Annotated in this window: 24 protein-coding genes and 1 riboswitch; of the genes, 13 read left to right on the top strand and 11 right to left on the bottom strand. The window is 56.7% G+C overall.

Annotated features, from left to right (window positions below; genetic code table 11):
* Nucleotides 1-33 precede the first annotated feature (33 nt).
* Both dnaG and rpsU read right to left on the bottom strand, forming a co-directional pair.
* Nucleotides 34-1,779, bottom strand: a complete 1,746-nt coding sequence (gene dnaG / locus AC22LX_RS12140; RefSeq protein ID WP_045392225.1) for a DNA primase — start codon at nucleotides 1,777-1,779, stop codon at nucleotides 34-36.
* A 177-nt stretch (nucleotides 1,780-1,956) separates the two neighbouring features.
* Complete coding sequence (gene rpsU / locus AC22LX_RS12135; protein WP_001144069.1) at nucleotides 1,957-2,172, bottom strand: 30S ribosomal protein S21; 216 nt, start codon at nucleotides 2,170-2,172, stop codon at nucleotides 1,957-1,959.
* 238 nt (nucleotides 2,173-2,410) lie between these two features.
* Between rpsU and tsaD the strand changes: the two genes are divergently transcribed.
* Nucleotides 2,411-3,424 (top strand): tRNA (adenosine(37)-N6)-threonylcarbamoyltransferase complex transferase subunit TsaD, encoded by a 1,014-nt coding sequence (gene tsaD / locus AC22LX_RS12130; protein ID WP_487333991.1) that lies wholly within the window; start codon nucleotides 2,411-2,413, stop codon nucleotides 3,422-3,424.
* 86 nt (nucleotides 3,425-3,510) lie between these two features.
* On the opposite strand, the gene AC22LX_RS12125 is transcribed toward tsaD, so the two are convergent.
* The gene (locus AC22LX_RS12125; RefSeq protein ID WP_487333990.1) at nucleotides 3,511-4,980 is read right to left on the bottom strand and encodes an MFS transporter; all 1,470 of its coding nucleotides are present in this window, start codon (nucleotides 4,978-4,980) and stop codon (nucleotides 3,511-3,513) included.
* Nucleotides 4,981-5,193: 213 nt separating this feature from the next.
* Entirely contained in the window at nucleotides 5,194-5,814 is a 621-nt protein-coding gene (gene plsY / locus AC22LX_RS12120) for a glycerol-3-phosphate 1-O-acyltransferase PlsY (protein ID WP_015703522.1), read from the bottom strand.
* 233 nt (nucleotides 5,815-6,047) lie between these two features.
* Here plsY and folB point away from each other — a divergent pair, with 233 nt between their 5' ends.
* Together folB and bacA are read left to right on the top strand one after the other, a co-directional pair.
* On the top strand, nucleotides 6,048-6,431 hold the full coding sequence (gene folB / locus AC22LX_RS12115) for a bifunctional dihydroneopterin aldolase/7,8-dihydroneopterin epimerase (RefSeq protein ID WP_045392216.1): 384 nt from the start codon (nucleotides 6,048-6,050) through the stop codon (nucleotides 6,429-6,431).
* Nucleotides 6,432-6,500: 69 nt separating this feature from the next.
* Nucleotides 6,501-7,322, top strand: coding sequence for an undecaprenyl-diphosphate phosphatase (gene bacA / locus AC22LX_RS12110; protein ID WP_045392213.1), 822 nt, complete (start codon nucleotides 6,501-6,503; stop codon nucleotides 7,320-7,322).
* A gap of 11 nt (nucleotides 7,323-7,333) precedes the next feature.
* Here the strand turns inward: bacA and AC22LX_RS12105 are convergent, their stop codons facing one another.
* Nucleotides 7,334-8,575, bottom strand: a complete 1,242-nt coding sequence (locus tag AC22LX_RS12105) for a multifunctional CCA addition/repair protein (RefSeq protein WP_047050801.1) — start codon at nucleotides 8,573-8,575, stop codon at nucleotides 7,334-7,336.
* Nucleotides 8,576-8,636: 61 nt separating this feature from the next.
* The gene (locus AC22LX_RS12100; protein ID WP_015369636.1) at nucleotides 8,637-9,257 is read right to left on the bottom strand and encodes a TIGR04211 family SH3 domain-containing protein; all 621 of its coding nucleotides are present in this window, start codon (nucleotides 9,255-9,257) and stop codon (nucleotides 8,637-8,639) included.
* A gap of 212 nt (nucleotides 9,258-9,469) precedes the next feature.
* Between AC22LX_RS12100 and AC22LX_RS12095 the strand changes: the two genes are divergently transcribed.
* Genes AC22LX_RS12095 through hldE form a run of 3 tightly spaced genes read left to right on the top strand, consistent with a single transcriptional unit; the run spans nucleotide 9,470 to nucleotide 15,116 of the window.
* Entirely contained in the window at nucleotides 9,470-10,765 is a 1,296-nt protein-coding gene (locus tag AC22LX_RS12095; RefSeq protein ID WP_045392207.1) for a CYTH domain-containing protein, read from the top strand.
* A 21-nt stretch (nucleotides 10,766-10,786) separates the two neighbouring features.
* The gene (glnE, locus tag AC22LX_RS12090) at nucleotides 10,787-13,624 is read left to right on the top strand and encodes a bifunctional [glutamate--ammonia ligase]-adenylyl-L-tyrosine phosphorylase/[glutamate--ammonia-ligase] adenylyltransferase (protein ID WP_163310997.1); all 2,838 of its coding nucleotides are present in this window, start codon (nucleotides 10,787-10,789) and stop codon (nucleotides 13,622-13,624) included.
* A 58-nt stretch (nucleotides 13,625-13,682) separates the two neighbouring features.
* On the top strand, nucleotides 13,683-15,116 hold the full coding sequence (gene hldE, locus AC22LX_RS12085) for a bifunctional D-glycero-beta-D-manno-heptose-7-phosphate kinase/D-glycero-beta-D-manno-heptose 1-phosphate adenylyltransferase HldE (protein WP_015369639.1): 1,434 nt from the start codon (nucleotides 13,683-13,685) through the stop codon (nucleotides 15,114-15,116).
* A gap of 77 nt (nucleotides 15,117-15,193) precedes the next feature.
* Here hldE and AC22LX_RS12080 read toward each other — a convergent pair whose 3' ends face one another.
* Nucleotides 15,194-15,343: a hypothetical protein gene (locus AC22LX_RS12080; protein ID WP_163310996.1), complete on the bottom strand. Its 150-nt coding sequence runs from the start codon at nucleotides 15,341-15,343 to the stop codon at nucleotides 15,194-15,196.
* On the opposite strand from AC22LX_RS12080, the gene glgS reads away from it, so the two are divergent.
* Nucleotides 15,335-15,532: a cell surface composition regulator GlgS gene (gene glgS / locus AC22LX_RS12075; protein WP_045392198.1), complete on the top strand. Its 198-nt coding sequence runs from the start codon at nucleotides 15,335-15,337 to the stop codon at nucleotides 15,530-15,532. The genes AC22LX_RS12080 and glgS overlap by 9 nt on opposite strands.
* 194 nt (nucleotides 15,533-15,726) lie before the next feature.
* Here glgS and ubiK read toward each other — a convergent pair whose 3' ends face one another.
* Nucleotides 15,727-15,996 carry a ubiquinone biosynthesis accessory factor UbiK gene (gene ubiK, locus AC22LX_RS12070; protein ID WP_045392195.1) on the bottom strand — a complete coding sequence of 90 codons (270 nt, stop codon included), beginning with the start codon at nucleotides 15,994-15,996 and terminating at the stop codon, nucleotides 15,727-15,729.
* A 127-nt stretch (nucleotides 15,997-16,123) separates the two neighbouring features.
* A riboswitch (FMN riboswitch) is annotated at nucleotides 16,124-16,275 on the top strand.
* A gap of 105 nt (nucleotides 16,276-16,380) precedes the next feature.
* Between ubiK and ribB the strand changes: the two genes are divergently transcribed.
* Both ribB and ygiD read left to right on the top strand, forming a co-directional pair.
* Nucleotides 16,381-17,034 carry a 3,4-dihydroxy-2-butanone-4-phosphate synthase gene (gene ribB, locus AC22LX_RS12065; RefSeq protein WP_015703517.1) on the top strand — a complete coding sequence of 218 codons (654 nt, stop codon included), beginning with the start codon at nucleotides 16,381-16,383 and terminating at the stop codon, nucleotides 17,032-17,034.
* A gap of 206 nt (nucleotides 17,035-17,240) precedes the next feature.
* Nucleotides 17,241-18,035 (top strand): 4,5-DOPA-extradiol-dioxygenase, encoded by a 795-nt coding sequence (gene ygiD, locus AC22LX_RS12060; protein ID WP_045392192.1) that lies wholly within the window; start codon nucleotides 17,241-17,243, stop codon nucleotides 18,033-18,035.
* A gap of 55 nt (nucleotides 18,036-18,090) precedes the next feature.
* Here the strand turns inward: ygiD and AC22LX_RS12055 are convergent, their stop codons facing one another.
* The 3 genes from AC22LX_RS12055 to tolC form a co-directional block, all read right to left on the bottom strand.
* Nucleotides 18,091-19,251 carry a glutathionylspermidine synthase family protein gene (locus AC22LX_RS12055; RefSeq protein WP_487333989.1) on the bottom strand — a complete coding sequence of 387 codons (1,161 nt, stop codon included), beginning with the start codon at nucleotides 19,249-19,251 and terminating at the stop codon, nucleotides 18,091-18,093.
* 5 nt (nucleotides 19,252-19,256) lie between these two features.
* The gene (locus AC22LX_RS12050; protein ID WP_045392186.1) at nucleotides 19,257-19,928 is read right to left on the bottom strand and encodes a DUF1190 family protein; all 672 of its coding nucleotides are present in this window, start codon (nucleotides 19,926-19,928) and stop codon (nucleotides 19,257-19,259) included.
* A 165-nt stretch (nucleotides 19,929-20,093) separates the two neighbouring features.
* On the bottom strand, nucleotides 20,094-21,575 hold the full coding sequence (tolC, locus tag AC22LX_RS12045; protein ID WP_045392183.1) for an outer membrane channel protein TolC: 1,482 nt from the start codon (nucleotides 21,573-21,575) through the stop codon (nucleotides 20,094-20,096).
* Nucleotides 21,576-21,770: 195 nt separating this feature from the next.
* Between tolC and nudF the strand changes: the two genes are divergently transcribed.
* The 4 genes from nudF to yqiA are packed head-to-tail and all read left to right on the top strand — an operon-like array spanning nucleotide 21,771 to nucleotide 24,251.
* Nucleotides 21,771-22,400: an ADP-ribose diphosphatase gene (gene nudF, locus AC22LX_RS12040; RefSeq protein WP_015369649.1), complete on the top strand. Its 630-nt coding sequence runs from the start codon at nucleotides 21,771-21,773 to the stop codon at nucleotides 22,398-22,400.
* A 1-nt stretch (nucleotide 22,401) separates the two neighbouring features.
* A complete protein-coding gene (locus AC22LX_RS12035) occupies nucleotides 22,402-22,824 on the top strand; it encodes a DUF1249 family protein (protein ID WP_045392180.1) in 423 nt (140 codons plus the stop codon).
* A 24-nt stretch (nucleotides 22,825-22,848) separates the two neighbouring features.
* On the top strand, nucleotides 22,849-23,676 hold the full coding sequence (cpdA, locus tag AC22LX_RS12030; RefSeq protein WP_045392177.1) for a 3',5'-cyclic-AMP phosphodiesterase: 828 nt from the start codon (nucleotides 22,849-22,851) through the stop codon (nucleotides 23,674-23,676).
* Complete coding sequence (gene yqiA, locus AC22LX_RS12025) at nucleotides 23,676-24,251, top strand: esterase YqiA (protein WP_045392174.1); 576 nt, start codon at nucleotides 23,676-23,678, stop codon at nucleotides 24,249-24,251. The genes cpdA and yqiA overlap by 1 nt, the downstream gene beginning before the upstream one ends.
* Nucleotides 24,252-24,271 lie beyond the last annotated feature (20 nt).

The raw sequence follows: 24,271 nt of genomic DNA, 5'->3' as shown, positions 1-24,271 counted from the left end.
CCCGATCGATATTCGGCACTTAAGCCGTTAAATTCATTTTTTGGCCAGTTCCTGGCTGATAGTCCAGAGTTCCCGGCGCTCCTCACTGCTTAAACCATGTGTGCGATCGCGAGCTATCAACTCTTCTTGTCGCAGTTCCAGCAGTGAGTCAAACATATGGTTGAGCGAGTCGGTGAAGGTTTGTTCAGCGATATCCTTATCTGCTATATCGTCCCACATCGACAGTTTTTCAAGGGTTGCCGCTTCATTTGTCCCGCGATACTGCTCTAAAAGTTGCCCGGTGGTCAGACCTGGCTGCGCCAGACACGTATTGACCAGTTCGCTGAATAAACCAAGCCCTGGCATCTTCTGCTGATCCAGACCGGCTAAGGGCGGAACCAGCGGCGCCAGATCGGGGTTCTGCACCAGTAACCCTATAAGTATACGCATGGTCGTGCGTTTTAGCTGCGGCGCCGGGCGCGGAGCGCTATTTTCCGCCTGTTTCGGCATTAAACGTTCAAGCTGGGCGTCATCCAGAATGCCCAGTTTGTTGCCCAGCTCCTGACGCAAATAGATGCGCAGCGTTTCGCCCGGCACCTGGGTAATCAGCGGCAGCGCCAGCGTGCTCAGCTGCGCGCGCCCATCCGGGGTGCTCAGGTCGACCTGCGGCATCAGACTATTGAATAAAAACGTGGAGAGCGGCTGTGCCTGCTCCATCCGCGCTTCAAACGCCTCTTTGCCCTCTTTACGCACCAGCGTATCCGGGTCTTCGCCGTCAGGTAAAAACATAAAACGCAGCTGGCGGCCATCGGTCATATACGGCAGCGCCGTTTCCAGCGCGCGCCATGCCGCGTCGCGGCCTGCCCGGTCGCCGTCGTAACAGCAGATGACCTGATTGGTCGCCCGGAACAACAGCTGAATATGGTCGGCGGTCGTCGAGGTGCCCAGCGAGGCCACGGCATAATTAATGCCGTACTGCGCCAGCGCGACGACGTCCATATAGCCTTCGACCACCAGCAGACGCTGAGGTTCGGCGTTATCCTGCTGCGCTTCATACAGGCCGTACAGCTGGCGGCCTTTATGGAAAATATCGGTCTCCGGGGAGTTCAGGTATTTTGGCAACGCATCGCCCAGCACGCGCCCGCCAAAACCAATCACCCGGCCTCGCTTATCGCGAATCGGGAACATCACCCGTTCGCGGAAGCGGTCGTAACTGCGCCCCTGATCGTTGGTGACCAGCATGCCCGCATCAATAAGCGACTGGCGGTTTTCCTGATTGCCGCCAAAACGTTTTAAAACGTTATCCCAGCCTGGGGGAGCGAAGCCTATTGCGAAGCGGGTAATCACCTCGCTGCTTAAGCCGCGTTTTGCCAGATACTGGCGCGCGGGTTCGGCGGCGGGTTGGTTCAGAGACTGTTGGTAAAACGTGTTCAGACCGTCCAGCAGTTGATAAAGATTCTGCCGCTGATGCCGTTCTATCTGGCTCGGTCCATTACCTGCTTCATAGGGCACTTCAAGGTTGTGCATGGCGGCCAGCTCTTCGACGGTTTCGACGAACTCGAGCTTGTCGTAGTTCATCAGGAAGTCGATGGCGTTGCCGTGCGCACCGCAGCCGAAGCAATGGTAAAACTGCTTTTCACCGTTGACGGTGAAGGAGGGGGTTTTTTCGTTATGGAACGGACAACACGCGTGATAATTCTTGCCCTGCTTTTTCAGCTTCACCCGAGCGTCGATCAGATCGATGATGTCGGTGCGCGCCAGCAGGTCATTGATAAATACGCGTGGGATTCGTCCAGCCATATGCCCCGTAATCTATACACTGCATCCTGCAAACGGCCTCGATATGTCGCCTGAAGACAGTTTGAACGATCTCGTGTATCTGCTAATGCATAAACGAAAATAAGCCGCGCATTCCTTTCGGAAGCACGGCCTTACAACTACAACTCGGTCTGAATTGAGAGCTTCGCTCTCAACAGATTAGTACAGACGAGTGCGGCGTGCGTTTTCGCGAGCCAGTTTCTTCGCGTGACGTTTCACTGCAGAAGCTTTAGCGCGCTTACGTTCGGTAGTCGGTTTTTCATAGAACTCACGACGACGAACTTCCGCCAGAACACCTGCTTTTTCGCAGGAACGCTTGAAGCGACGCAGAGCTACGTCGAACGGCTCGTTTTCACGTACTTTAATTACCGGCATGTGCCTCTCACCTTTGATTAATTCGGTTTGCCGCTGGCCGCAATGCCAGCTTATTTCAAAATGGTGCGGAATTTTACTGCAACTACTGCTGCTTTGTAAAGCACCGGCGCCTTTTTTGAAAGGGGACTTTTATAAGGGTGAGGAGTATACACGAAGAGAACACCAGGGGTGAGCAAAGTTTTACATCGCCGGTCATTGGTCCTACACTGCGCGGTATTGAAACGAGGTAAAACAACTCATGCGTGTACTGGGAATTGAAACATCCTGCGATGAAACCGGCATCGCTATTTACGACGATAAACAAGGCCTGTTAGCCAACCAGCTGTATAGTCAGGTGAAATTGCATGCTGACTACGGCGGCGTGGTGCCTGAACTGGCGTCGCGCGACCACGTGCGTAAAACCGTTCCGCTGATCCAGGCGGCGCTCAAAGAAGTGGGCCTGACGGCGAAAGATATTGATGCCGTCGCTTATACGGCAGGCCCTGGCCTGGTGGGCGCGTTGCTGGTCGGCGCGACCGTTGGCCGCTCGCTGGCGTTCGCCTGGAACGTGCCGGCGATCCCGGTACACCATATGGAAGGACACCTGCTGGCGCCGATGCTGGAAGATAATCCGCCGGCGTTCCCGTTCGTCGCTCTGCTGGTTTCCGGCGGTCACACCCAGCTGATTAGCGTCACCGGCATTGGTCAGTATGAACTGCTGGGCGAGTCAATCGACGATGCCGCTGGCGAAGCCTTTGATAAGACAGCGAAACTGTTGGGGCTGGATTATCCCGGCGGGCCGATGCTATCGAAAATGGCGTCTCAGGGCACCGAAGGCCGCTTCGTTTTCCCGCGGCCAATGACCGATCGTCCGGGGCTTGATTTCAGCTTCTCCGGCCTGAAAACCTTCGCCGCCAATACCATTCGTAACAACGGCGACGATGAGCAAACCCGTGCCGATATCGCCCGCGCATTTGAAGACGCGGTTGTCGATACGCTGATGATTAAATGTCGCCGCGCGCTGGAGCAAACCGGCTTTAAGCGTCTGGTGATGGCGGGGGGCGTAAGCGCTAACCGTACGCTGCGCGCGAAGCTGGCGGAAATGATGAGCAAACGCGGCGGCGAAGTGTTTTATGCCCGTCCTGAGTTCTGTACCGATAACGGCGCGATGATCGCTTACGCCGGGATGGTCCGCCTGCAGGGCGGCGCCAATGCCGGACTCGGCGTTACCGTGCGGCCGCGCTGGCCGTTGGCGGAACTGCCGGCCGCCTGATAACCACAAAGAAGGAAAAACCACGCTTTTTCCTTCTTTGTCAGCAGTCTGAAGCCGCCCATTGAGGCGGCTTTTTTACGCGTGGATTAAGGCTGCTGATAATCCTCGGCGTCGATGTCGTAGCCCGACGGCTCCCAGCGTATCGCCAGCAGCGACAACAGCCCAATCAGCGGCGCCGCGGCGATGATCCAGAAAACGCGGGTATCCAGCGCGGCGACCAGCAGCGGGAAGAGGAATAAAGAAAGCGTCGAGCTGCCGCGCATAAGCGTCTGGTTGAGTCCGACGCCAACGCCGCGCAGCGATGTCGGATAGCTTAACGAGGCGAAGGTCATAGTGTGCGCGCCGGGGCCGAATCCCTGGCCGAAAAGGAACAGCGCCAGCATCGCCACGGCAGCGACGCCTTCGCCTGCGCCATCAGGACGGCCAATCAGCGCCAGGCCGAGCAGCGCCGCCAACTGGCAGCCATAACCCGCCAGCGACATCCGCCAGGCCCCGAAGCGCGGTACCAAGCGTACCGCCAGTATCCCTCCCACGAAAGCGAACTGCAAATTCAGCGCCAGCGAAATCAAAATCGTCGTCAGCATCGACTGTACGAAGAAGCTGGAGATGATCACCGGCAGACCAAACGCGACGGCGTTATAGGCAAACGAGGAAACCACCGATAGCAGGGTAGAGAGCGTCGTGCGGCGCAGGTAGACGCCGCGGAACAGGCGCAGATAGTTACTCCATTGAGCGCTACGAACTTTCGGCGCCGGTTTTTCCAGCGCGTCCTGGGCAACGTGTGCATTGATGTTGTACGCCTGGCGTAGAATGGAGGCCGCTTCACGCAGGTTGCCCTGGTTGGCGGCCCACACCGGCGATTCGCTCATGTAGCGGCTGCGGATAGCGATAATCACCAGCGCCGGGATCGCGCCAAAACCAAGAATAATCCGCCATAGCCAGTCGCTGTGGCTCTCCGGTAAGACGGCATAAAAAAAGAGTACCAGCAGATAGGAAATGCTGATCGCCGCGTACCACGTTGGGCACCACATCGCCACGCTGGCCGCCTTGTTGCCGGGGCCTTTGAGCCTCGCGAATTCGCTAAGGAACGCCATCGCCACCGGCAGGTCGATCCCGACGCCGAGGCCCATCACGAAGCGCGCGCCGGTAAGGACGTATTCATTCGGCGCCAGCGCGCAGGCGATTGCCGCTACCACGAAGAACAGCATATCCGCCATAAACACGCGATAGCGGCCAATTTTGTCCGTCAAGTAACCGCCGAGCAGCGCGCCAACGATAGCGCCGAAGGTGATGGCTGAGGCGACCATCCCGGTACCGGCAGGCGTCAGGTTGAATTCCCGGGTGATATCTTTCAGCCCGAAGGCCAGTGAGCCGAGATCGTAGGCATCAAGGAAAATACCGCCGAGGGCGATACCCATGACGATACGCGCGTTATTGCGCCCGCTGCTGCCTTCATTAATGAGGCGCGAGACGTCCGCCGCGCTGCCGATCCATTTTACTTCCCCGCCGGGCGACGCAGAGCTTGCCGCGGGCGTCGCGTTAATTACATCAGTCATGGTGTTGTGCTTTTTTCTCTTATAAAGAGCTTCAGAGTAAACAGCGACGCGGGGACGAAAAAATCACTTTTGGTTATAACTCATAACTAAGTCATTGTAGTGAAAGGATTATCTTTGGTTTTCTCTTTTGCCGCTATGATTGGCTAAAAAAGTGGGAAATAGAATGTGTTTGTGGGGGCAAAGAAGCCCGGCACAGGCGGCCGGGCGCGGAGATTATTTCTGCTCTGGCGTTTTTTTCTTCTTTTTGAATCGTGACCAGATTTTCGTTTCCTGACGGCGCCACAGGCGCTGGATGTTGTCGTGATGGCGCAGCAGGATCAGGCAGGAGAGCATCGAGACCGGAAAGGTGTACTGCGGCTTGAACCACCAGACGTAGAAAGGGGCTACCAGCGCGCTGACGATAGCGCCCAGCGATGAATACCCGCTGAGCAGAATAGTCAGCAGCCAGGTGCCGGCCATCACGCCGGTGAGATCCCAGCCGATGGGAGCGATAGCGCCAAATGCGGTTGCCACGCCTTTGCCGCCGCGGAAATTAAAGAACACCGGCCAGATATGGCCTACGCAGGCGGCGATCGCCACTAGCCCGAGCCAGAACGGCGTGAGACCGAGAGCCCAGGCGCCCCATACCGGCAGCATCCCTTTCAGGACATCAAAAATTAATACCGTTACGGCTGCTCCCTTGCCGCCAATTCGGAGTACGTTCGTCGCCCCTGGGTTGCCGGAACCGCTATCGCGAGGGTCGGGCAAACCAGCAAGACGGCATACCAGAATGGCGCTGGAAATTGAGCCGCAGAGGTAGGCGAGGATAACCAGTCCAGGCGCGATTGCACTCATCAGCTGTTCCATTTTGAAAACGTCGTTAGGACCCCACCCATTTTCGTGTTAACAGCTTGTTGGCTTTCTTTGCGCGATAGGTTACATAGTGATGCTGCTATGTTCCCGAAATCTTGCTGCGTCGCCGCTGTCAGGGCACGTGAATTCTTTAGGGGATGTCTTTGCATCTGTGGATAATACGCATAATTCGCCGGAAGTGGTATCCGGTTTAGCCAAAAAGCAGGCAGGTCGTGATGGATATTGTATTTATAGAGCAACTTTCGGTAATCACCACTATCGGTGTTTACGACTGGGAACAGACCATCGAACAGAAGTTAGTGTTCGATATCGAAATGGCGTGGGATAACCGCAAAGCGGCAGCCAGCGACGATGTCAGCGATTGTCTGAGCTATGCTGATATCAGCGAACTGGTTATTAACCACGTCGAGGGCGGGCGTTTTGCGCTGGTTGAAAGGGTGGCCGAAGAGGTAGCCGAGCTGCTGCTGCAAAAATTCAATTCTCCGTGGGTGCGGATTAAAGTCAGCAAGCCTGGCGCGGTGGCCCGTGCGGCCAACGTCGGCGTAATCATTGAACGTGGCAGTAATCTGAAACAAAACGTTTCTCGTCATAATGTTTAAACAAATTTGTTTTATACCGGTCTTAGTGCCTGGATTTTAATTTTACTTTTTATTTTAAGGGTTTATTGAATGGGCGATTTACACTCGCTGCTGATAGCGGCAATTTTGGGTGTGGTTGAAGGGTTGACGGAGTTTTTACCGGTTTCCAGTACGGGACATATGATTATCGTTGGCCATCTCCTTGGTTTTGAAGGGGATACCGCCAATACTTTTGAAGTCGTGATTCAACTGGGTTCTATTCTCGCCGTCGTCGTGGTGTTCTGGCGTCGACTGTTTGGCCTGATTGGCATTCATTTTGGCCGTCCTCTGCAGCATGAGGGCGTAAGCCAGGGGCGCTTGTCGCTGATTCATATCCTGTTAGGCATGATCCCGGCGGTGGCGCTGGGGCTGGTGTTTCATGACCTGATTAAATCGCTGTTTAACCCGGTTAACGTGATGTACGCGCTGATTGTCGGCGGCTTCCTGCTGATCGCGGCGGAGCTATTTAAACCGAAAGAGCCGCGCGCGTTGGGTCTTGACGACATGACCTATGGTCAGGCGTTTGCCATCGGCTGCTTCCAGTGTCTGGCGCTGTGGCCCGGCTTCTCACGCTCCGGGGCGACCATTTCCGGCGGCATGCTGATGGGCGTTAGCCGCTATGCGGCATCCGAGTTCTCATTCCTGCTGGCGGTACCGATGATGATGGGCGCCACCGTACTGGACGTTTACAAGAGCATCGGCTTTCTCAACTCCAGCGATATCCCGATGTTTGCCGTCGGTTTTATCATGGCGTTCATCGTGGCGCTGATTGCGATTAAAACCTTCCTGCAGCTGATTAAACGTATTTCGTTTATCCCATTTGCAATCTACCGCTTTATCGTCGCGGCAGCCGTCTACGTGGTCTTCTTCTAAGGCCCAGGCCCTCAGCCTTGCGGCTGGGGGCACCGTTGTTCTTTCCACCGCGTCACGGCAATAATTCTGCGCCGCGTCAGCTCTTCGCGAATCTCCGGCCCTTTGAAACCTTCCGCTACCACTTCTTTAGTGGAAACCGACTGCGCCACTTCCCAGGCTTCAAGCAGCAGGCGCCCCTGCGGATAATCGCAGGATTCAAAACCGGTGCGTCCGCGCACGTCTGCCTCGCTGGTGAGGGCGATTTGCTGCACGCGCTGCGGCTTGCGCCAGGCATCGATGCTATCAAATAGCTTCACGATAGTTTTTGGCTGCAGGATCGGCAGGGTGTGGATCAGATCGTGGAATTCGGCGACCAGTCTGGCCAGATCGCGGATATCGTTCGGTACCCGTAGGCGCTGGCAAATCTGTTCCACCAGCTTCACCCCCGCCGGGCCGTGGCCGTGGTGGCGCGGCCAGAACTCTTTGGGCGTTAAGCCTTTGCCAAGATCGTGGCACAGGGTGGCGAAGCGGACGTCGATGGCCGGCGATAGCATCGCCGCCATGGTGAGCGTCATCAGGGTGTGAACACCGGTATCGATTTCCGGATGCCATTTGGCGGGCGCGGGGACGCCATAGAGGGCGTCGATTTCCGGGAACAGAACCTTCAGCGCGTGGCAGTCGCGCAGGGTCTGGAAAAAGACCTGTGGATTACGTGTGCTAAGCGCGTTTTCCGTCTCTTTCCATACCCGCTCCGCGGTCAGATGCGCCAGTTCGCCGGCGTCGGCCATCGTACGCATCAGCGCCATGGTTTCATCGGCAATGCGAAAACCGAGATGGGCATAGCGCGCGGCAAAACGCGCGACGCGCAGTACGCGTAGCGGATCTTCGCTAAAGGCCGGGGAGACGTGGCGCAGCAGGCGCTGGCGCAAATCGGCCAGGCCGCCGTAGGGGTCGTAAATCTGACCGTCAGAGTCCTGAGCCAGCGCGTTGATGGTGAGATCGCGGCGCAGTAGATCTTGCTCAAGGGTGACGTCAGCGGCGGCATAACAGGTGAAACCGGTATAGCCGGAGCCGGATTTACGTTCGGTACGCGCGAGCGCATACTCTTCACGGCTTTGCGGGTGAAGGAACACGGGAAAATCGCGGCCTACCTGCTGGTAGCCCGCGTCGAGCAACTGCTGGGGCGTGGCGCCAACCACCACCCAGTCTCTGTCTTTGACCGGTAGTCCTAATAACGCATCTCGTACTGCACCACCGACCAAATAAATCTTCACGCCTCTTTCTCCCGCATCGACTTTTCGCAAGATGATACGTAAGTCTGGCAGAGAAGACGAATTAGTTCATCCACCGGTCTTTACGTTTGCGGCTCGGTACCAGATGCGGCAGCACCAGACCAAGGATCAGACCGACGCCAAGCACGCCGCCGCCGTACATAAACCACTGCATGATAATGGTGCGCTGTTTATCATCAAGCTGCAGATTCGCCGCGTTCACCTTCTTCTGAGCGACAACCAGCTCGTTTTTCAACTTTTGGTTCTCTTCTTTCAGGGCGTTGATCGCGCCATCGCTACCGGCGACTTTTTTCTGCATGTCGGCGGTACGCTGATTCCAGGTGGCGTCAATGTTGTTCAGCTTGTCGGTCAGGGTTTTGACCTGATTTTCCAGATCCGGCACGCGAATGCGCAGGCTGGGCTCGTTGCTCAGCTCTTTCAGCGGGATCCAGGCGGTACGCCCGTTGCTATCGCGTACCTGTGCGTAATTCGTGCTGTCGTTGGTTTGCAGAACGTCGACGGCCTCGCCGGCGTTAATGGTGCCGACCAGACGATAGTTATCGCCAGGACCGCTGCGAACCCAGGTGCTCAGCTCATCGGAAACGTAGCGCTTTTCTTCTGCGTGAACCGCCGTAGCGGCGCTAAGCGCTAGCAATGTAAAGGTAATAAGGCGTAATTTTGGCATCAGGTCATCGTTTGGTCATAAAAAGTTGAACGATAGTAGTGGCATCGCCAGAGCGACGCAAAGTTTTCCGCCACAATCGGAATCATCCAAATGCAGCTGGCAAATGCGCATTGCATGGCGATTCGCCGCAAAATACTATTTACTGACAAAAAATATCGTCATTAGTTCGCCGCATTTTCCCGGCGACGCTTATCAGGTGGAAGAATTCAGCCATGGCTCAAGAAATCGAACTGAAGTTTATCGTTGCCCACGACGGCGTTGAGGCGCTGCGCCAGCATCTCAATTCGCTGGATGCGCAGCACACGCCGGCAGGCCAACTGCTGAATATTTACTACGAAACCGCCGATAACTGGCTGCGCCGGCACGACATGGGGCTGCGGATCCGCGGCGATCGGGAGCGCTATGAAATGACGCTGAAAATTGCCGGTCGGGTGGTGGGCGGCCTGCATCAGCGTCCGGAATACAATATCCCGCTGGAAAAAGCAGAGTTGGCGCTGGATAAACTGCCGGCTGAAGTCTGGCCGCAGGGGCAGTTGCCGGCAGAACTGGCGCAAAATGTGCAGCCGCTGTTCAGCACTGATTTCCTCCGTGAAAAATGGGTGGTGAAAGAGGGCGACAGCCAGATTGAGATAGCCCTCGACCTTGGCGACGTCAAAGCCGGTGAGCATCAGGAAGCCATTTGCGAACTGGAGCTTGAGCTGTTGAGCGGCGATACCGCGGACATTCTGGCGCTGGCGCATCGTTTACTGGCAACCGGCGTGCTGCGCCAGGGCAGCCTGAGCAAAGCGGCGCGCGGCTATCAGCTGGCGCAGGGCAACGAAGCGCGCCCGGTTAAACCGTTAACGGTCGTGCGCGTGGCGGCGAAAGCCAGCGTCGAGCAGGGGCTGGAAGCGGCGCTGGAAAGCGCGCTGGCGCACTGGCTCTATCATGATGAAGTCTGGAACCGGGGCAACGCGGCCGCTAAAGGTGAAATCCAGCGGGCGATGGCCCGCGTGCGCCATGCGCTGGTGCTGTTTGGCGGCATTGTGCCGCGAAAAGCCACCGTGCAGTTACGTGAATTGCTCACTGAGGCCGAAGCGGCGCTGGACGGAGCGGAAAAAGCCGAAGCGGCGTTATTCAACCGCGCCACGGTTGGCGCCAAACTGCTGCTGACCGAGTGGCTGGTTACCCGCGGTTGGCGTTCGTTCCTCAACGACGCGGGGCAAAAGAAAATCGCCGGTTCGTTCAAACGCTTTGCCGATATCCAGCTGTCGCGAGCGGCGGCAGAGCTGAAAAGCAACTTCCAGCAGACGCAGGACGACTATAGCGATCGGCTCACGCGTCTGGCGCGCGAGATCGACACCATTCAATTGCTATCCAGCGCCTATGCCGAGGTCGCCGAGAGCTGGCTGGAAAACTGGCAAGAGGTGCGCCGCGCTATCGAGAACAATGACCGCAGCGTCATCGAATATTTCCGTCGTCAGGCGCTGGCCGCGGAACCATTCTGGCTGCATAGTGGAAAACGATAATTTCAGGCCAGGGAGACCCCTATAATGGCGCTTTCTTCGCAGTTACAGCAGCACTGGCAGACGGTTGTAAACCGGCTTCCGGCAGATTTTCCCCTGCAAACGTTAAGTTCGCAGGCGCAGTCGGTGATGACATTCAGCGAGTTCGTTGAACAGAGTCTGGTCGCTCAGCCGCAGTGGCTGGCTGAACTGGAAAGCGCGCCGCCGCAGGCCGACGAATGGCGTCATTACGGCGACTGGCTGGCGGAACAGCTACAAGAGGTGACTGACGAGGCCGCGCTGATGCGCGAGCTACGCCAGTTCCGCCGCCGGATAATGGTGCGTATCGCTTGGGCGCAGGCGCTGCTGCTGGTAAGCGAAGAAAGCAGTTTGCAGCAGCTCAGCGTCCTGGCGGAGACCTTAATCGTCGCCGCCCGCGACTGGCTGTACGCCGCCTGCTGCCGGGAGTGGGGGACGCCGTGCAATGCGCAGGGCGAAGCGCAGCCGCTATTGATTCTGGGCATGGGGAAACTGGGCGGCGGCGAGCTTAACTTCTCTTCCGATATCGATCTCATTTTCGCCTGGCCGGAACACGGCGCCACCCAGGGCGGACGCCGCGAGCTGGATAACGGTCAGTTCTTTACCCGTCTGGGCCAGCGGTTAATCAAAGTACTCGATCAGCCGACGCAGGATGGTTTCGTCTATCGCGTGGATATGCGTCTGCGTCCGTTTGGCGACAGCGGCCCGCTGGTGTTGAGCTTTGCGGCGCTGGAAGACTATTACCAGGAGCAGGGGCGCGACTGGGAGCGCTACGCGATGGTGAAAGCGAGGATCATGGGCGATAACGACGGCGTGTACGCCAACGAACTGCGCGCCATGCTGCGCCCGTTCGTCTTCCGCCGCTACATCGATTTCAGCGTCATTCAGTCCCTGCGTAACATGAAAGGGATGATCGCCCGTGAAGTGCGCCGCCGTGGCCTGACAGACAATATCAAGCTTGGCGCGGGCGGCATTCGCGAAATAGAGTTTATCGTTCAGGTTTTCCAGCTGATCCGTGGCGGTCGCGAACCGGCCTTGCAGCAGCGTGCGCTGTTGCCGACGCTGGCGGCGATTGACGAGCTGCATTTGTTGCCGGAAGGCGATGCCGCCCAGCTGCGTGAAGCCTACCTGTTCCTGCGTCGTCTCGAAAACCTGCTGCAGAGCATTAACGACGAGCAAACCCAAACCCTGCCGCAGGATGAGCTCAACCGCGCGCGTCTGGCGTGGGGGATGCGCGTCGCCGACTGGCAGACGCTCAGCGCACAGCTGGAAGAGCAGATGCGCCGCGTGCGTCGCGTCTTTAACGAACTGATTGGCGACGATGAAGCGCAATCGCCGGATGAACAGCTGGAAGAGTACTGGCGCGAACTGTGGCAGGACGCGCTGGAAGAAGACGACACAACGCCGGCGCTGGCGCACCTCGACGACAACGACCGGCGCAGCGTGCTGGCGCTGATCGCCGATTTTCGCAAAGAGCTCGACCGGCGCACCATCGGCCCGCGCGGGCGGCAGGTGCTCGACCAGTTGATGCCGCATTTGCTTAGCGAGGTTTGCTCGCGAGCGGATGCGCCGCTACCGCTGGCGCGGATCACCCCGCTGCTGACCGGTATCGTCACCCGTACCACCTATCTGGAGCTGCTCAGCGAATTCCCCGGCGCGCTAAAACACCTGATTAGCCTGTGCGCCGCTTCGCCGATGGTCGCCAGCCAGCTGGCGCGCCACCCGCTGCTGCTGGACGAACTGCTGGATCCGAACACGCTTTATCAACCGACGGCGACCGATGCGTACCGCGACGAGCTGCGCCAGTATTTGCTGCGCGTGCCGGAAGAAGACGAAGAACAGCAGCTGGAAGCGCTACGCCAGTTTAAACAGGCGCAATTGCTGCACATCGCCGCCGCCGATATTGCCGGTACGCTACCGGTGATGAAAGTGAGCGATCACTTAACCTGGCTGGCGGAGGCGATGATCGACGCGGTGGTACAGCAGGCGTGGCTACAGATGGTCGCCCGCTACGGCCAGCCGACTCATCTACGCGACCGTCAGGGGCGCGGTTTTGCGGTAGTGGGTTACGGTAAACTTGGCGGTTGGGAGCTGGGTTATAGTTCCGATCTCGATCTGGTCTTCCTCCACGACTGTCCGATGGAGGTGATGACCGACGGCGAACGGGAAATCGATGGCCGCCAGTTCTATCTGCGCCTTGCCCAGCGGATCATGCATCTTTTCAGCACCCGCACCTCGTCGGGCATCTTGTATGAAGTGGACGCTCGCTTACGTCCATCCGGCGCGGCGGGCATGCTGGTGACTACCGCCGACGCCTTCGCCGATTATCAGCGCAATGAAGCCTGGACCTGGGAACATCAGGCGCTGGTTCGCGCCCGGGTGGTGTATGGCGACCCGGCGCTGCAGGCGCGCTTCGATGCGATCCGCCGCGATATCCTGACCACTCCGCGTGAAGGCGCGACGCTGCAAACCGAAGTACGTGAGATGCGGGAAAAGATGCGCGCCCATCTCGGCAATAAGCAGCGCGATCGCTTTGATATCAAAGCCGATGCCGGAGGGATCACTGATATTGAATTTATTACCCAATATCTGGTGCTGCGCTACGCGCATGAAAAACCAAAGCTGACGCGCTGGTCCGATAATGTGCGTATTCTGGAACTGCTGGCGCAGAACGACATCATGGATGAAGAAGAGGCGCGGGCGCTTACCCATGCTTACACCACGCTACGCGATGCGTTGCACCACCTGGCGCTGCAGGAGCAGCCGGGCAACGTTGCGCTGGATGCTTTCGACGGCGAACGTCAGCAGGTGAGCGCCAGCTGGCAGAAGTGGTTGATGGCTTAACTAACAAATCGGGTGTGCTATTATCGCGCGCAAAGTTTGCATCTCGCAGGAGAGAGTAATGAAAGTAACGCTGCCAGAGTTTGAACGTGCAGGAGTGTTGGTGGTAGGCGATGTGATGCTGGACCGCTACTGGTATGGCCCTACCAGCCGTATTTCCCCGGAAGCCCCGGTGCCGGTGGTGAAGGTGGAAAATATCGAAGAACGTCCTGGCGGCGCGGCTAACGTGGCGATGAACATTGCTTCGCTCGGCGCGACTTCTCGGCTGGTCGGCCTGACCGGTATCGACGATGCCGCACGCGCGCTGAGCAAAGCGCTGGCTGACGTAAAAGTGAAATGTGATTTCGTGTCGGTACCGACGCATCCGACCATCACCAAGCTGCGCGTACTGTCGCGCAACCAGCAACTGATCCGCCTCGATTTTGAAGAGGGCTTCTCCGGGGTCGATCCGCAGCCGATGCATGAACGTATTCAGCAGGCGCTGGGTTCGATCGGCGCGCTGGTGCTGTCTGACTACGCGAAAGGCGCACTGGCCAGCGTGCAGACCATGATTAAGCTGGCGCGTGATGCTGGTGTTCCGGTGCTGATTGATCCGAAAGGCACTGAATTTGAACGCTATCGCGGGGCGACGCTGCTGACGCCGAACCTCTCTGAATTCGAAGCCGTCGCCGGAAAGTGTAAGGATGAAGCGGAAATCGTCGAACGCGGGATGAAAATCATCGCTGACTTCGAGCTTTCCGCACTGCTGGTGACGCGCTCCGAGCAGGGGATGACGCTGCTGCAGCCGGGTCGTCCGCCGCTGCATATGCCGACCCAGGCGCAGGAAGTGTATGACGTCACCGGCGCAGGCGATACGGTTATTGGCGTGCTGGCGGCGACGCTGGCGGCGGGCAACACGCTGGAAGAGGCCTGCTATTTCGCTAACGCCGCGGCCGGTGTCGTGGTTGGCAAGCTGGGGACGTCCACCGTTTCGCCAATCGAGCTGGAAAACGCGGTGCGCGGGCGTGCCGATACCGGTTTTGGCGTGATGAGCGAAGAAGAGCTGAAACAGGCGGTTGCCGCGGCGCGTAAGCGCGGCGAAAAAGTGGTGATGACCAACGGCGTCTTCGATATTCTGCACGCGGGTCACGTCTCGTATCTGGCTAATGCGCGCAAGCTGGGCGATCGTCTGATCGTCGCCGTCAACAGCGATGCCTCAACCAAACGTCTGAAAGGCGAAACCCGCCCGGTGAACCCGCTGGAACAGCGGATGATCGTGCTGGGCGCGCTGGAAGCTGTCGACTGGGTGGTGTCGTTTGAAGAAGATACTCCGCAGCGGCTGATTGCCGGGATCCTGCCGGATCTGCTGGTGAAAGGCGGCGATTATAAGCCGGAGCAGATCGCCGGCAGCGAAGAGGTATGGGCCAACGGCGGCGAAGTGCTGGTGCTCAACTTTGAAGATGGCTGCTCGACTACCAATATTATCAAGAAAATTCAGAAAGATAGCGATAAGTAATCAATACGCTTTACCGCTCTGAACGGGGTGGTCTACAACGGCCTGCGGGGATACCTTCGCGGGCCGTTTTTATTTAATCATGCGGAAAATGATTTAGCGCAATAAATAACCCGGTTAAGCGCATTTTTCGTACAAAGTACGTTAAGGTAAGCGTAAATACTGAAGTTAGTAAAAGGCATATGACCAATCAGAACACCAACGGCTGAAGGAGTATGCGGATGAACCATAACGATATGTATTCTATGAAGAACTTCGATTTTCTGGCACGTAGTTTCGCCAGGATGCACGCGCAAGGCCATTCAGTCGATCTTCAGGCTATTGTCGGCAATATGGATGAGGAACATCGTGAATGGTTTTGCCAACGCTATGAGCTTTATTGTCGCCAGGTGAATAGCGCGGTCGAGTTAGAGCACTAAAGCAAAATGAAAACGGGCCATCAGGCCCGTCAGACTGCTGACAAGGAAGGAAAAAGCGTGGTTTTTCCTTCCTTGCGGTTATCAGCCGAAAATCAATAAATTGATTTTCCATGTTTTTTACCTGGTGCAATCTGTAAGCGCAAAGGTTGTATGAGCTTTGCCATCAATCTCAAACGGGCCATCAGGCCCGTTTTTTATTGCTGTTCTTCGCTCTTCGGCGTGGCTGAGCGGCTTTCCAGATCGCTAATACGCTGCTCCAGTAAAGCCAGCTTTTCGCGGGTGCGCAGTAAAACCTGAGTTTGCACGTCGAACTCTTCGCGGCTAACCAGATCCAGGCGAGTTAACTGCGATTGCAGCACCTGGCGGATTTTCTTTTCTACGTCATCTCCAAGATCGCGAAGGCCTTTCGGCATCGATTCATGGACCTGGCGGGCGATTTGTTCAATTTTTTTCGGGTCAATCATGGTGGATTCCTGCACTGATCTAGTTACCGTTCATTGTAGTGCGAACGGGAGCGCCTATAAACCACAAATGTAAGATGTATAGCGAGTAGCCATTGATGAAGATAGTTAATGGCGTTATAGTTATCTCGCTTATTCTCAGGGCGGGGCGAAATTCCCCACCGGCGGTAAATCAACCTGCGCGTTGAAAGCCCGCGAGCGCTTCCTGTGAAAACGGGAAGGTCAGCAGATCCGGTGTAATTCCGGGGCCGACGGTTAAAGTCCGGATGGGAGAGAGTAACGGCTCAGTCGGATTACGTTCCGCTTGCGTTGACTTTTGCCGCTAAACCGGCACTCCTAAGACTGCCCTGATTCTGGTAACCATAATTTTAATGAGGTTTTTTTACCATGAATCAGACGCTCCTTTCTTCTTTTGGTACCGCTTTTGAACGTGTGGAACACGCTTTAGACGCACTGCGCGAAGGCCGCGGTGTGATGGTGCTTGATGATGAAGACCGTGAAAACGAAGGCGATATGATTTTCGCCGCCGAAACCATGACCGTTGAGCAAATGGCGCTGACCATTCGTCACGGCAGCGGTATTGTCTGCCTGTGCCTGACCGAAGATCGCCGCAAGCAGCTTGACCTGCCAATGATGGTTGAGAACAACACCAGCGCCTACGGCACCGGCTTTACCGTCACCATTGAAGCGGCAGAAGGCGTGACCACCGGTGTATCCGCCGCTGACCGCATCACGACCGTGCGCGCCGCCATTGCCGATGGCGCGAAACCCTCCGATCTCAATCGTCCGGGCCACGTCTTCCCGCTGCGTGCGCAGCCAGGCGGCGTAATGACCCGCGGCGGCCACACTGAAGCGACCATCGACCTGGTGACCCTTGCGGGCTTCAAACCGGCAGGCGTTCTCTGTGAACTGACTAACGACGATGGCACCATGGCGCGCGCGCCGGAGTGCATCAAGTTCGCTCAGCAGCACAACATGGCCGTGGTTACCATTGAAGATCTGGTGGCTTACCGCCGCGAGCACGATCGCAAAGCCAGCTAAGTTGCCGCTGTTCTGATGATAAGCCCACTTTACGGTGGGCTTTGTTGTTTCTGGGCCGAGTCAATAGGTTTTCTCCGCAGGTAAAAAGGGAGAGAGTTTTCACATTCAAATTTTCTGATGATGATCATCACGCTTATCTGAGTTTATCTGCGGTTAAAAGCGCGTAATGTGAAGGAATCAAATACTCCCTACTGAAGGATACCATCATGTCCCGTACCCGTATGCCAGCGTTGTTTTTAGGCCATGGTAGCCCGATGAACGTGCTGGAAGATAATATCTATACCCGCGCCTGGCGCCATCTCGGTGAAACACTGCCGCGCCCGAAAGCTATCGTGGTTATCTCCGCGCACTGGTTTACTCGCGGCACGGGCGTGACGGCGATGGAAGCGCCGAAAACCATTCATGACTTCGGCGGTTTTCCGCAAGCTTTGTACGATACGCACTACCCGGCGCCGGGATCGCCGGAGCTGGCGCAGCATCTGGTTGAGCTACTGGCGCCGGTGCCCGTCGCCCTCGATAAAGAGGCGTGGGGGTTTGACCACGGTTCGTGGGGGGTGCTGATCAAAATGTATCCTGATGCCGATATTCCCATGGTTCAGTTAAGTATCGATAGCACAAAGCCCGCGGCGTGGCATCTGGAGATGGGGCGTAAGCTGGCGTCGCTGCGTGATGAAGGTATTATGCTGGTGGCGAGCGGCAACGTGGTGCATAACCTGCGTACCGCGCGCTGGCATGGCGAAAGTACGCCGTATCCGTGGGCCGAGTCGTTCAACGACTATGTGAAAGCGAATTTAACCTGGAAAGGGCCGGTCGACGAGCATCCGCTGGTGAACTACCTGAGCCATGAAGGCGGATCGCTCTCTAACCCGACGGCTGAGCACTTCCTGCCGCTGCTCTATATTCTGGGGGCGTGGGATGGCGAAGAGCCGATAACCATCCCGGTCGAAGGGATGGAGATGGGATCGCTGAGTATGCTGTCGGTGGTAGTGGGCGCCGCGTAACGGCAGCTATCGCACATGAAAAAACCCCGGCCACGCAGGTTGCCGGGGTTTGCCGTTATTCGACGAAAATGTGCGGATAGAAACGCGAAAGATCCTGGGTGATCAGCGCCCGATCTTCACGAATGCCGATCCCGGCAGGCTGGTCGTTAATAAGCCAGCTGCCAATCAGCGTATAGCTATCGCCAAATTTCGGCAGCGAATAAAACTCCTGCACGATGGTGCCTTCTTCCCCATATGGGCCTTCCACTGCTTCCACCACTTTGCCATTTTCAACGATTGACACGTTAGCGCCTTCGCGGGAGAAAATCGGCTTAATGACGTACTTCTCAAGCTGCGGATGGTTATCTTCGCTAAAGTAAGCCGCCAACAGGTTAGGGTGGTTGGGGAACATTTCCCACAGCATCGGCAGCAGCGCCTTGTTGGAGATAATGCTTTTCCACGCCGGCTCCAGCCAGCGTACGCCGGCGTCTTCCAGTTTGGTGGAGAACATCTCGCGCAGCATAAACTCCCACGGATAGAGCTTGAACAGATTGCCGATGACCTGGTCCTGCAAATCGGTGAACTGACCTTTTTCGCCAAGACCGATATCTTCGATATACAGGAACTCGGTGGCGACGCCCGCTTCTGCCGCGCAGTCCTGCAGGTACTGCACGGTGCCGCGGTCTTCAACGGTATCGCGGCAGCAGGCCATATGCAGCAGCTGGAAGCCAAACTGTTCACGCAGCTCGCCGAAGCGTTCAATCAGTTTTTCCTGCAGGCTGTTGAACTGATCGCTGTCGGCAGGCAGATTACCGGCGTTAAGCTGATCTTCCAGCCAGATCCACTGAAAGAACGCTGCTTCATATAGTGAGGTTGGCGTATCCGCGTTGTTCTCCAGCAGCTTCGGCTCGCCCACGCCATCCCAGGCCAGATCCAGACGCGAGTACAGCGACGGCTGGTTGGTTTTCCACGACTGACGCACAAAGCCCCAGGTGTGTTTTGGGATGCGGAATTTGGTCATCAGCTCGTCGCTGGCGATCACTTTCTCAACGACCTGCAGGCACATTTGATGCAGCTCGGCGGTGACCGCTTCGAGCTTTTCAACCTGCGCCAGCGTCAGCTTGTAGTAGGCCTCTTCGCTCCAGTACGGCTCGCCGTACATGGTGTGAAAATTGAAGCCATACTCGGTCGCTTTCTCGCGCCAGTCCGGGCGCCCGGTAATGCTGATTCTTTCCATGCCGCTTAACCGCCCATCGAGCGTGAAGAGGAGCTGGAGCCCGCGGCGCTACGCTGCATCGTCGATTGCTTAGCGACGGATTCGCCAAAACCGCCGCGGGTGACAGTCGTGGTGGTTGCCGGTTTCGGCGCCATCGCGGTTTTCGGTACGTTCATGGTACGGCCCGGTTGCGCCGCGCCATAGCTCTTACCGCTGGCATCGGTGTACTGGCCGTAGGCCGGGCTAGCCGGGTTTTTCGAGCTAAACAGCGGCTGCTGCGCGGCCATGCCGCCGCCCATCAGGCGGCCCATCATGTAACCGGCCATCAGCGGCATCCAGAAGCTGCCGCTGCTTTGCGCCTGCGCCTGGTTTTCCGGGGCGACGCCCGCCTGAGCTGGCGCCTGCTGGCATTGGCCTTCGCCGAACTCGGCGACGCAGTCTTCGCGGGTGGCGTATTTCGGCGCGGTGCGCGCGGCTTCTTTCACCGCGTTGTTGTAGGCGGTGGTGCACTCTGCGGCTTTGCTTGGGTTAGCCGCGGAGCAGTCATCGGCGTTCTGATACAGAGAAACCGTCTCGTCAGTTTTTTCGCAACCGGCGAGCATAAAGACGGCGGTGACGGCAAGGGCGACCGGCGTCAGGTGGCGAGCGCTCCAGCTTTTGCGGAACGACGCATGATTAATATTTTTTGTCCGTTTCATATTTGTCTTCCAGGACCCAGTGGTAGTGCGTTTGTCAACGCTCAGGATAGAGTATGAGTGGTGGAAATTGAAGCGAAAGAGGGGAAAAGCGGGGGTCTTTACGTTGTCTTACGTTTTACGCCCGCCTGACCCGAAGGCCAGACGAGGCGTAATCGCATTCAACGATTAGTGACTAAACGGATTGGAACCGCTGGTCTTCGTCGTACGGGCGGCAGCCGGCTGTGCGGAGGCGGTGTTCGCATAACCGTCAGCGGCGGCGTCCTGCTGCGGGTTTTCCGGCGCGACGCTGTCTGGTGAAGTCGGGATCGCTTTACCCAGCGTGTTGTTCAGCGCAATCAGATCCTGCTCGTTTAGCGTGCCGAGAGCGGACTTGATGTTCAGCTCGTTGATCAGGTAGTTATAACGGGCGTTGGAGAGCTGCTGCTTGGCGTTGTACAGCGTGGTGGTCGCATCCAACACGTCAACGATGGTACGTGTACCCACCGAATAACCCGCTTCCATCGCATCCAGGGAGCTCTGCGCAGAGACCACCGCCTGTTTGTAAGCGTTGATGCTGCTGATGGAGGCATTCACGTTGTTAAACGACGAACGCACGGTCTGCACCACGCTACGGTGCGCGCTTTCCAGCTGCTCGCTGGCGCCGACGAAGTTGTACTGCGCCTGTTTCACCTGCGAGTTAACCATCCCGCCCTGATACAGCGGCAGAGAGAAGTTCAGGCCGATTTGGTTCTGGCCGGCATCGTTATCTTTATACTGTTGAATGCTAGTCTGAGAATTAGCATGAGTTTTTGAACCACTATAACTGGTATTCGATACCGAACTTGAAGCGGATAGACTAAGTGTTGGCAAATGACCATCCTGCGCCTGGCGAATCTGCTCACGCGCCAGATCCTGGTTCAAACGCGCCTGCAGCAGCGACAGGTTGCGGTTTTCCGCTTCCTTCAGCAGCGCGTTCACCGCCTGCGGTTTGTTGGTTTTGAAACCGTTAACGTTCAGCGACGCCAGCTCCGGATAGTAGTTGCCGGTGACCTGACGCAGCTCTTCAACGGCGTTGTCGAGGTCGTTACGCGCGGTCACTTCATTTGCCAGCACGGCGTCGTATTGCGAGCGGGCGTTCTGCACGTCGGTGATGGCAACCAGGCCCACGTTAAAACGCTGGGTGGTTTGATCCAACTGGCGGTAGATGGCCTGTTTCTGGGCTTCGGTATAGGAGAGCGTATCGATAGCGGCCAGAACTTTAAAGTAAGCCGTCGCGGTATTCAGAATCAGCGTTTGCTGGTCAGTCTGATAGGTGACATCCTGAATGCCCGCCGCTTTTTCCTGCAGGGTCAGCGCGCGCCATTTCGACATATCGAACAGGGTTTGCGTTAACTGCAGTGAACCACTGGTGACATTGGAATTAAGACCGTTACTGTCACGGAATCCATTGGTATAGGTATAATCCGCGCCCAGACCGAGTTGCGGCAGTAATGGGCTACGCGCTTCGTTGATTTTTTCGAATGCAGCATCGCGATCGGCTGCCGATTTACGCAGATCAGGGTTGCTAATACGCGCCTGCTGATAAACCTGCAACAGGTTCTCTGCCTGGCTCATGGCGCTGAAGCCAGTCAGGCCCAGGCCGATAAGGATGGGAAAAAGTTTCTTCATTTGCATTCCTTGTTGTGAAGCATTTAGCGCTACTCAAATTCTAAAAATAATCGCTGATTGTATCGACTCTGTCGCCGTAAAAAGTTGGCGTTACGTGCCATAGGGCGGTAATTTGCACCAATCTAACATACAGGCTGTAAAACGGTAGCCAAACGGCCTATAAATCCCTACTTTCGGATGAGCAGGACACTGACAATGAGCAAACCCAATCAGCAGGGAATTACCTTCTCTAAAAACGATGTAGAAATTATTGCACGCGAAACGCTTTATCGCGGTTTTTTTTCGCTCGATTTGTATCGTTTTCGCCATCGCCTGTTTAACGGCGGGATGAGCGGCGAGGTGACCCGCGAAATTTTTGAGCGCGGGCACGCCGCGGTCTTGCTACCCTTTGACCCGGTACGCGATGAAGTTGTGCTGGTCGAGCAGATCCGCATTGCCGCCTATGATACCAGCGAGAGCCCGTGGCTGCTGGAAATGGTCGCCGGGATGATAGAAGAAGGCGAAACGGTAGAGGATGTCGCCCGCCGCGAAGCGCTGGAAGAGGCCGGGCTTGAAGTTGGGCGTACCAAACCAATATTAAGCTATCTGGCAAGCCCAGGCGGCACCAGCGAACGGTTATCGATCCTGGTGGGCGAAGTTGATGCATCGACGGCAAAAGGCATTCACGGCCTGGCCGAAGAAAACGAGGATATTCGGGTGCATGTGGTGAGCCGGGAACAGGCTTACCAGTGGGTAGAAGAGGGGAAAATCGACAACGCGGCTTCTGTCATCGCCCTGCAATGGCTGCAGCTGCATTATCATAGCTTACGAAACGAGTGGAAATAATATGAAGCGTTATACACCTGACTTCCCGGAAATGATGCGCCTGTGCGAAACCAATTTCGCCCAGCTGCGCCGCCTGTTGCCTCGCACTGAGGCGGTCGGCGATATGGCGAACTATCAGGTGGGTGCGGCGCAATACCGATTAACGGTGGTCGAATCGACCCGCTACACTACATTGGTGACAATAGAACAGACCCAGCCTGCGGTAAGCTACTGGAGCCTGCCGTCAATGACGGTGCGCCTGTACCACGATGCGATGGTGGCCGAAGTGTGTTCAAGTCAGCAGATTTTTCGCTTCAAAGCGAGATATGATTATCCTAATAAAAAGTTGCATCAACGCGACGAAAAGCATCAAATTAATCAGTTTCTGGCCGACTGGCTGCGTTACTGTTTAGCACATGGAGCGATGGCGATTCCGGTTTGTTAGCGTCGTGAAACCTAAGGACACCATTTGGAAAGCCTGTTAAACCTACCTCTGGCTGGTGAGGCCAGAGTCAGGATATTACAAATTACTGATACTCACCTGTTTGCTGAAAAACATGAAACGCTGTTGGGTATCAATACCTGGGAAAGTTATCAGGCTGTATTGGATGCGATACATGCCTCACAGCGTGAATGCGACCTGATTGTAGCAACAGGCGATCTGGCGCAAGACCACTCCGCCGCGGCCTATCAGCATTTCGCTGAAGGCATCGCGAGCTTTGCCGCACCCTGCGTCTGGCTGCCGGGAAACCATGATTTCCAACCGGCGATGTACAGCACGCTGCACGATGCCGGCATATCCCCCGCCAAACGCGTCCTGTTGGGCGACCATTGGCAAATCCTGCTGCTCGACAGCCAGGTCTTCGGGGTGCCCCACGGCGAGCTGAGCGATTTCCAACTGGAGTGGCTTGAGCATCAATTGAATGCTGAACCTGAGCGCTACACGCTGCTGTTACTCCATCATCATCCGCTGCCGGCGGGTTGCAGCTGGCTCGATCAGCATAGCCTGCGCAACGCCGGGGCGTTAGACCAAATCCTGAGCAACTATCCGCGGGTTAAGCACCTGCTATGCGGCCATATTCACCAGGAGCTGGATCTCGACTGGAACGGGCGGCGGATGATGGCGACGCCATCGACCTGCGTGCAGTTTAAACCGCACTGCGCTAATTTCACCCTCGATACCGTCTCTCCAGGCTGGCGCTGGCTGGAGCTGCATCCCGATGGCGCGTTGACGACTGAAGTCTGTCGTCTCAGCGGCGCCGAGTTTCACCCGGATATCGCTTCAGAAGGATACTGATGTCTACTCTTCTTTATCTGCACGGATTTAACAGCTCGCCGCGCTCGGCAAAAGCGACGGCGCTGAAAACGTGGCTGGCGCAGCACCACCCGGAAATTAACATGGTGGTGCCGGAACTGCCTGCTTTCCCGGCGCAGGCGGCAGAGATGCTGGAAGCTATCGTGCTGGAGCACGGCGGCGAGCCGTTAGGCGTGGTGGGGTCGTCGCTGGGCGGCTACTACGCCACCTGGCTGTCGCAATGTTTTATGCTGCCGGCGGTGGTGGTTAACCCGGCGGTGCGGCCATTTGAACTGCTGAACAATTTTCTTGGCCCCAATGAGAATCCGTACACCGGGCAGCAATATGTGCTAGAGTCTCGCCATATTTACGATCTTAAAGTCATGCATATCGACCCGCTGGAAGCGCCTGACCTCATCTGGTTATTGCAGCAAACGGGCGATGAAGTGCTTGATTACCGCCAGGCTGTTGACTACTTCGCCTCCTGCCGTCAAACGGTCGAGGAGGGCGGTAATCACGCATTTGTTGGCTTTGAAGATCATTTCACCCAGATTATCGATTTTCTGGGCCTGCGCTAAGCGGTTCAGAACGACCTACG

This window comes from Klebsiella sp. PK01 (genome assembly GCF_057624675.1).
The sequence above is the reverse complement of the archived record's forward strand: the minus strand, read 5'-3'. Positions and strand labels throughout refer to the sequence as shown.

Coding starts and splice junctions, on each gene's coding strand:
- hldE (WP_015369639.1), top strand. CDS start 13,683: ATGAAAGTAACGCTGCCAGAGTTTGAACGTGCAGGAGTGTTGGTGGTA.
- AC22LX_RS12035 (WP_045392180.1), top strand. CDS start 22,402: ATGAAGCGTTATACACCTGACTTCCCGGAAATGATGCGCCTGTGCGAA.
- tolC (WP_045392183.1), bottom strand. CDS start 21,575: ATGAAGAAACTTTTTCCCATCCTTATCGGCCTGGGCCTGACTGGCTTC.
- ygiD (WP_045392192.1), top strand. CDS start 17,241: ATGTCCCGTACCCGTATGCCAGCGTTGTTTTTAGGCCATGGTAGCCCG.
- folB (WP_045392216.1), top strand. CDS start 6,048: ATGGATATTGTATTTATAGAGCAACTTTCGGTAATCACCACTATCGGT.
- rpsU (WP_001144069.1), bottom strand. CDS start 2,172: ATGCCGGTAATTAAAGTACGTGAAAACGAGCCGTTCGACGTAGCTCTG.
- AC22LX_RS12095 (WP_045392207.1), top strand. CDS start 9,470: ATGGCTCAAGAAATCGAACTGAAGTTTATCGTTGCCCACGACGGCGTT.
- AC22LX_RS12100 (WP_015369636.1), bottom strand. CDS start 9,257: ATGCCAAAATTACGCCTTATTACCTTTACATTGCTAGCGCTTAGCGCC.
- yqiA (WP_045392174.1), top strand. CDS start 23,676: ATGTCTACTCTTCTTTATCTGCACGGATTTAACAGCTCGCCGCGCTCG.
- nudF (WP_015369649.1), top strand. CDS start 21,771: ATGAGCAAACCCAATCAGCAGGGAATTACCTTCTCTAAAAACGATGTA.
- dnaG (WP_045392225.1), bottom strand. CDS start 1,779: ATGGCTGGACGAATCCCACGCGTATTTATCAATGACCTGCTGGCGCGC.
- ubiK (WP_045392195.1), bottom strand. CDS start 15,996: ATGATTGACCCGAAAAAAATTGAACAAATCGCCCGCCAGGTCCATGAA.
- AC22LX_RS12050 (WP_045392186.1), bottom strand. CDS start 19,928: ATGAAACGGACAAAAAATATTAATCATGCGTCGTTCCGCAAAAGCTGG.
- tsaD (WP_487333991.1), top strand. CDS start 2,411: ATGCGTGTACTGGGAATTGAAACATCCTGCGATGAAACCGGCATCGCT.
- AC22LX_RS12125 (WP_487333990.1), bottom strand. CDS start 4,980: ATGACTGATGTAATTAACGCGACGCCCGCGGCAAGCTCTGCGTCGCCC.
- bacA (WP_045392213.1), top strand. CDS start 6,501: ATGGGCGATTTACACTCGCTGCTGATAGCGGCAATTTTGGGTGTGGTT.
- AC22LX_RS12055 (WP_487333989.1), bottom strand. CDS start 19,251: ATGGAAAGAATCAGCATTACCGGGCGCCCGGACTGGCGCGAGAAAGCG.
- AC22LX_RS12080 (WP_163310996.1), bottom strand. CDS start 15,343: ATGGTTCATCCGCATACTCCTTCAGCCGTTGGTGTTCTGATTGGTCAT.
- plsY (WP_015703522.1), bottom strand. CDS start 5,814: ATGAGTGCAATCGCGCCTGGACTGGTTATCCTCGCCTACCTCTGCGGC.
- ribB (WP_015703517.1), top strand. CDS start 16,381: ATGAATCAGACGCTCCTTTCTTCTTTTGGTACCGCTTTTGAACGTGTG.
- glgS (WP_045392198.1), top strand. CDS start 15,335: ATGAACCATAACGATATGTATTCTATGAAGAACTTCGATTTTCTGGCA.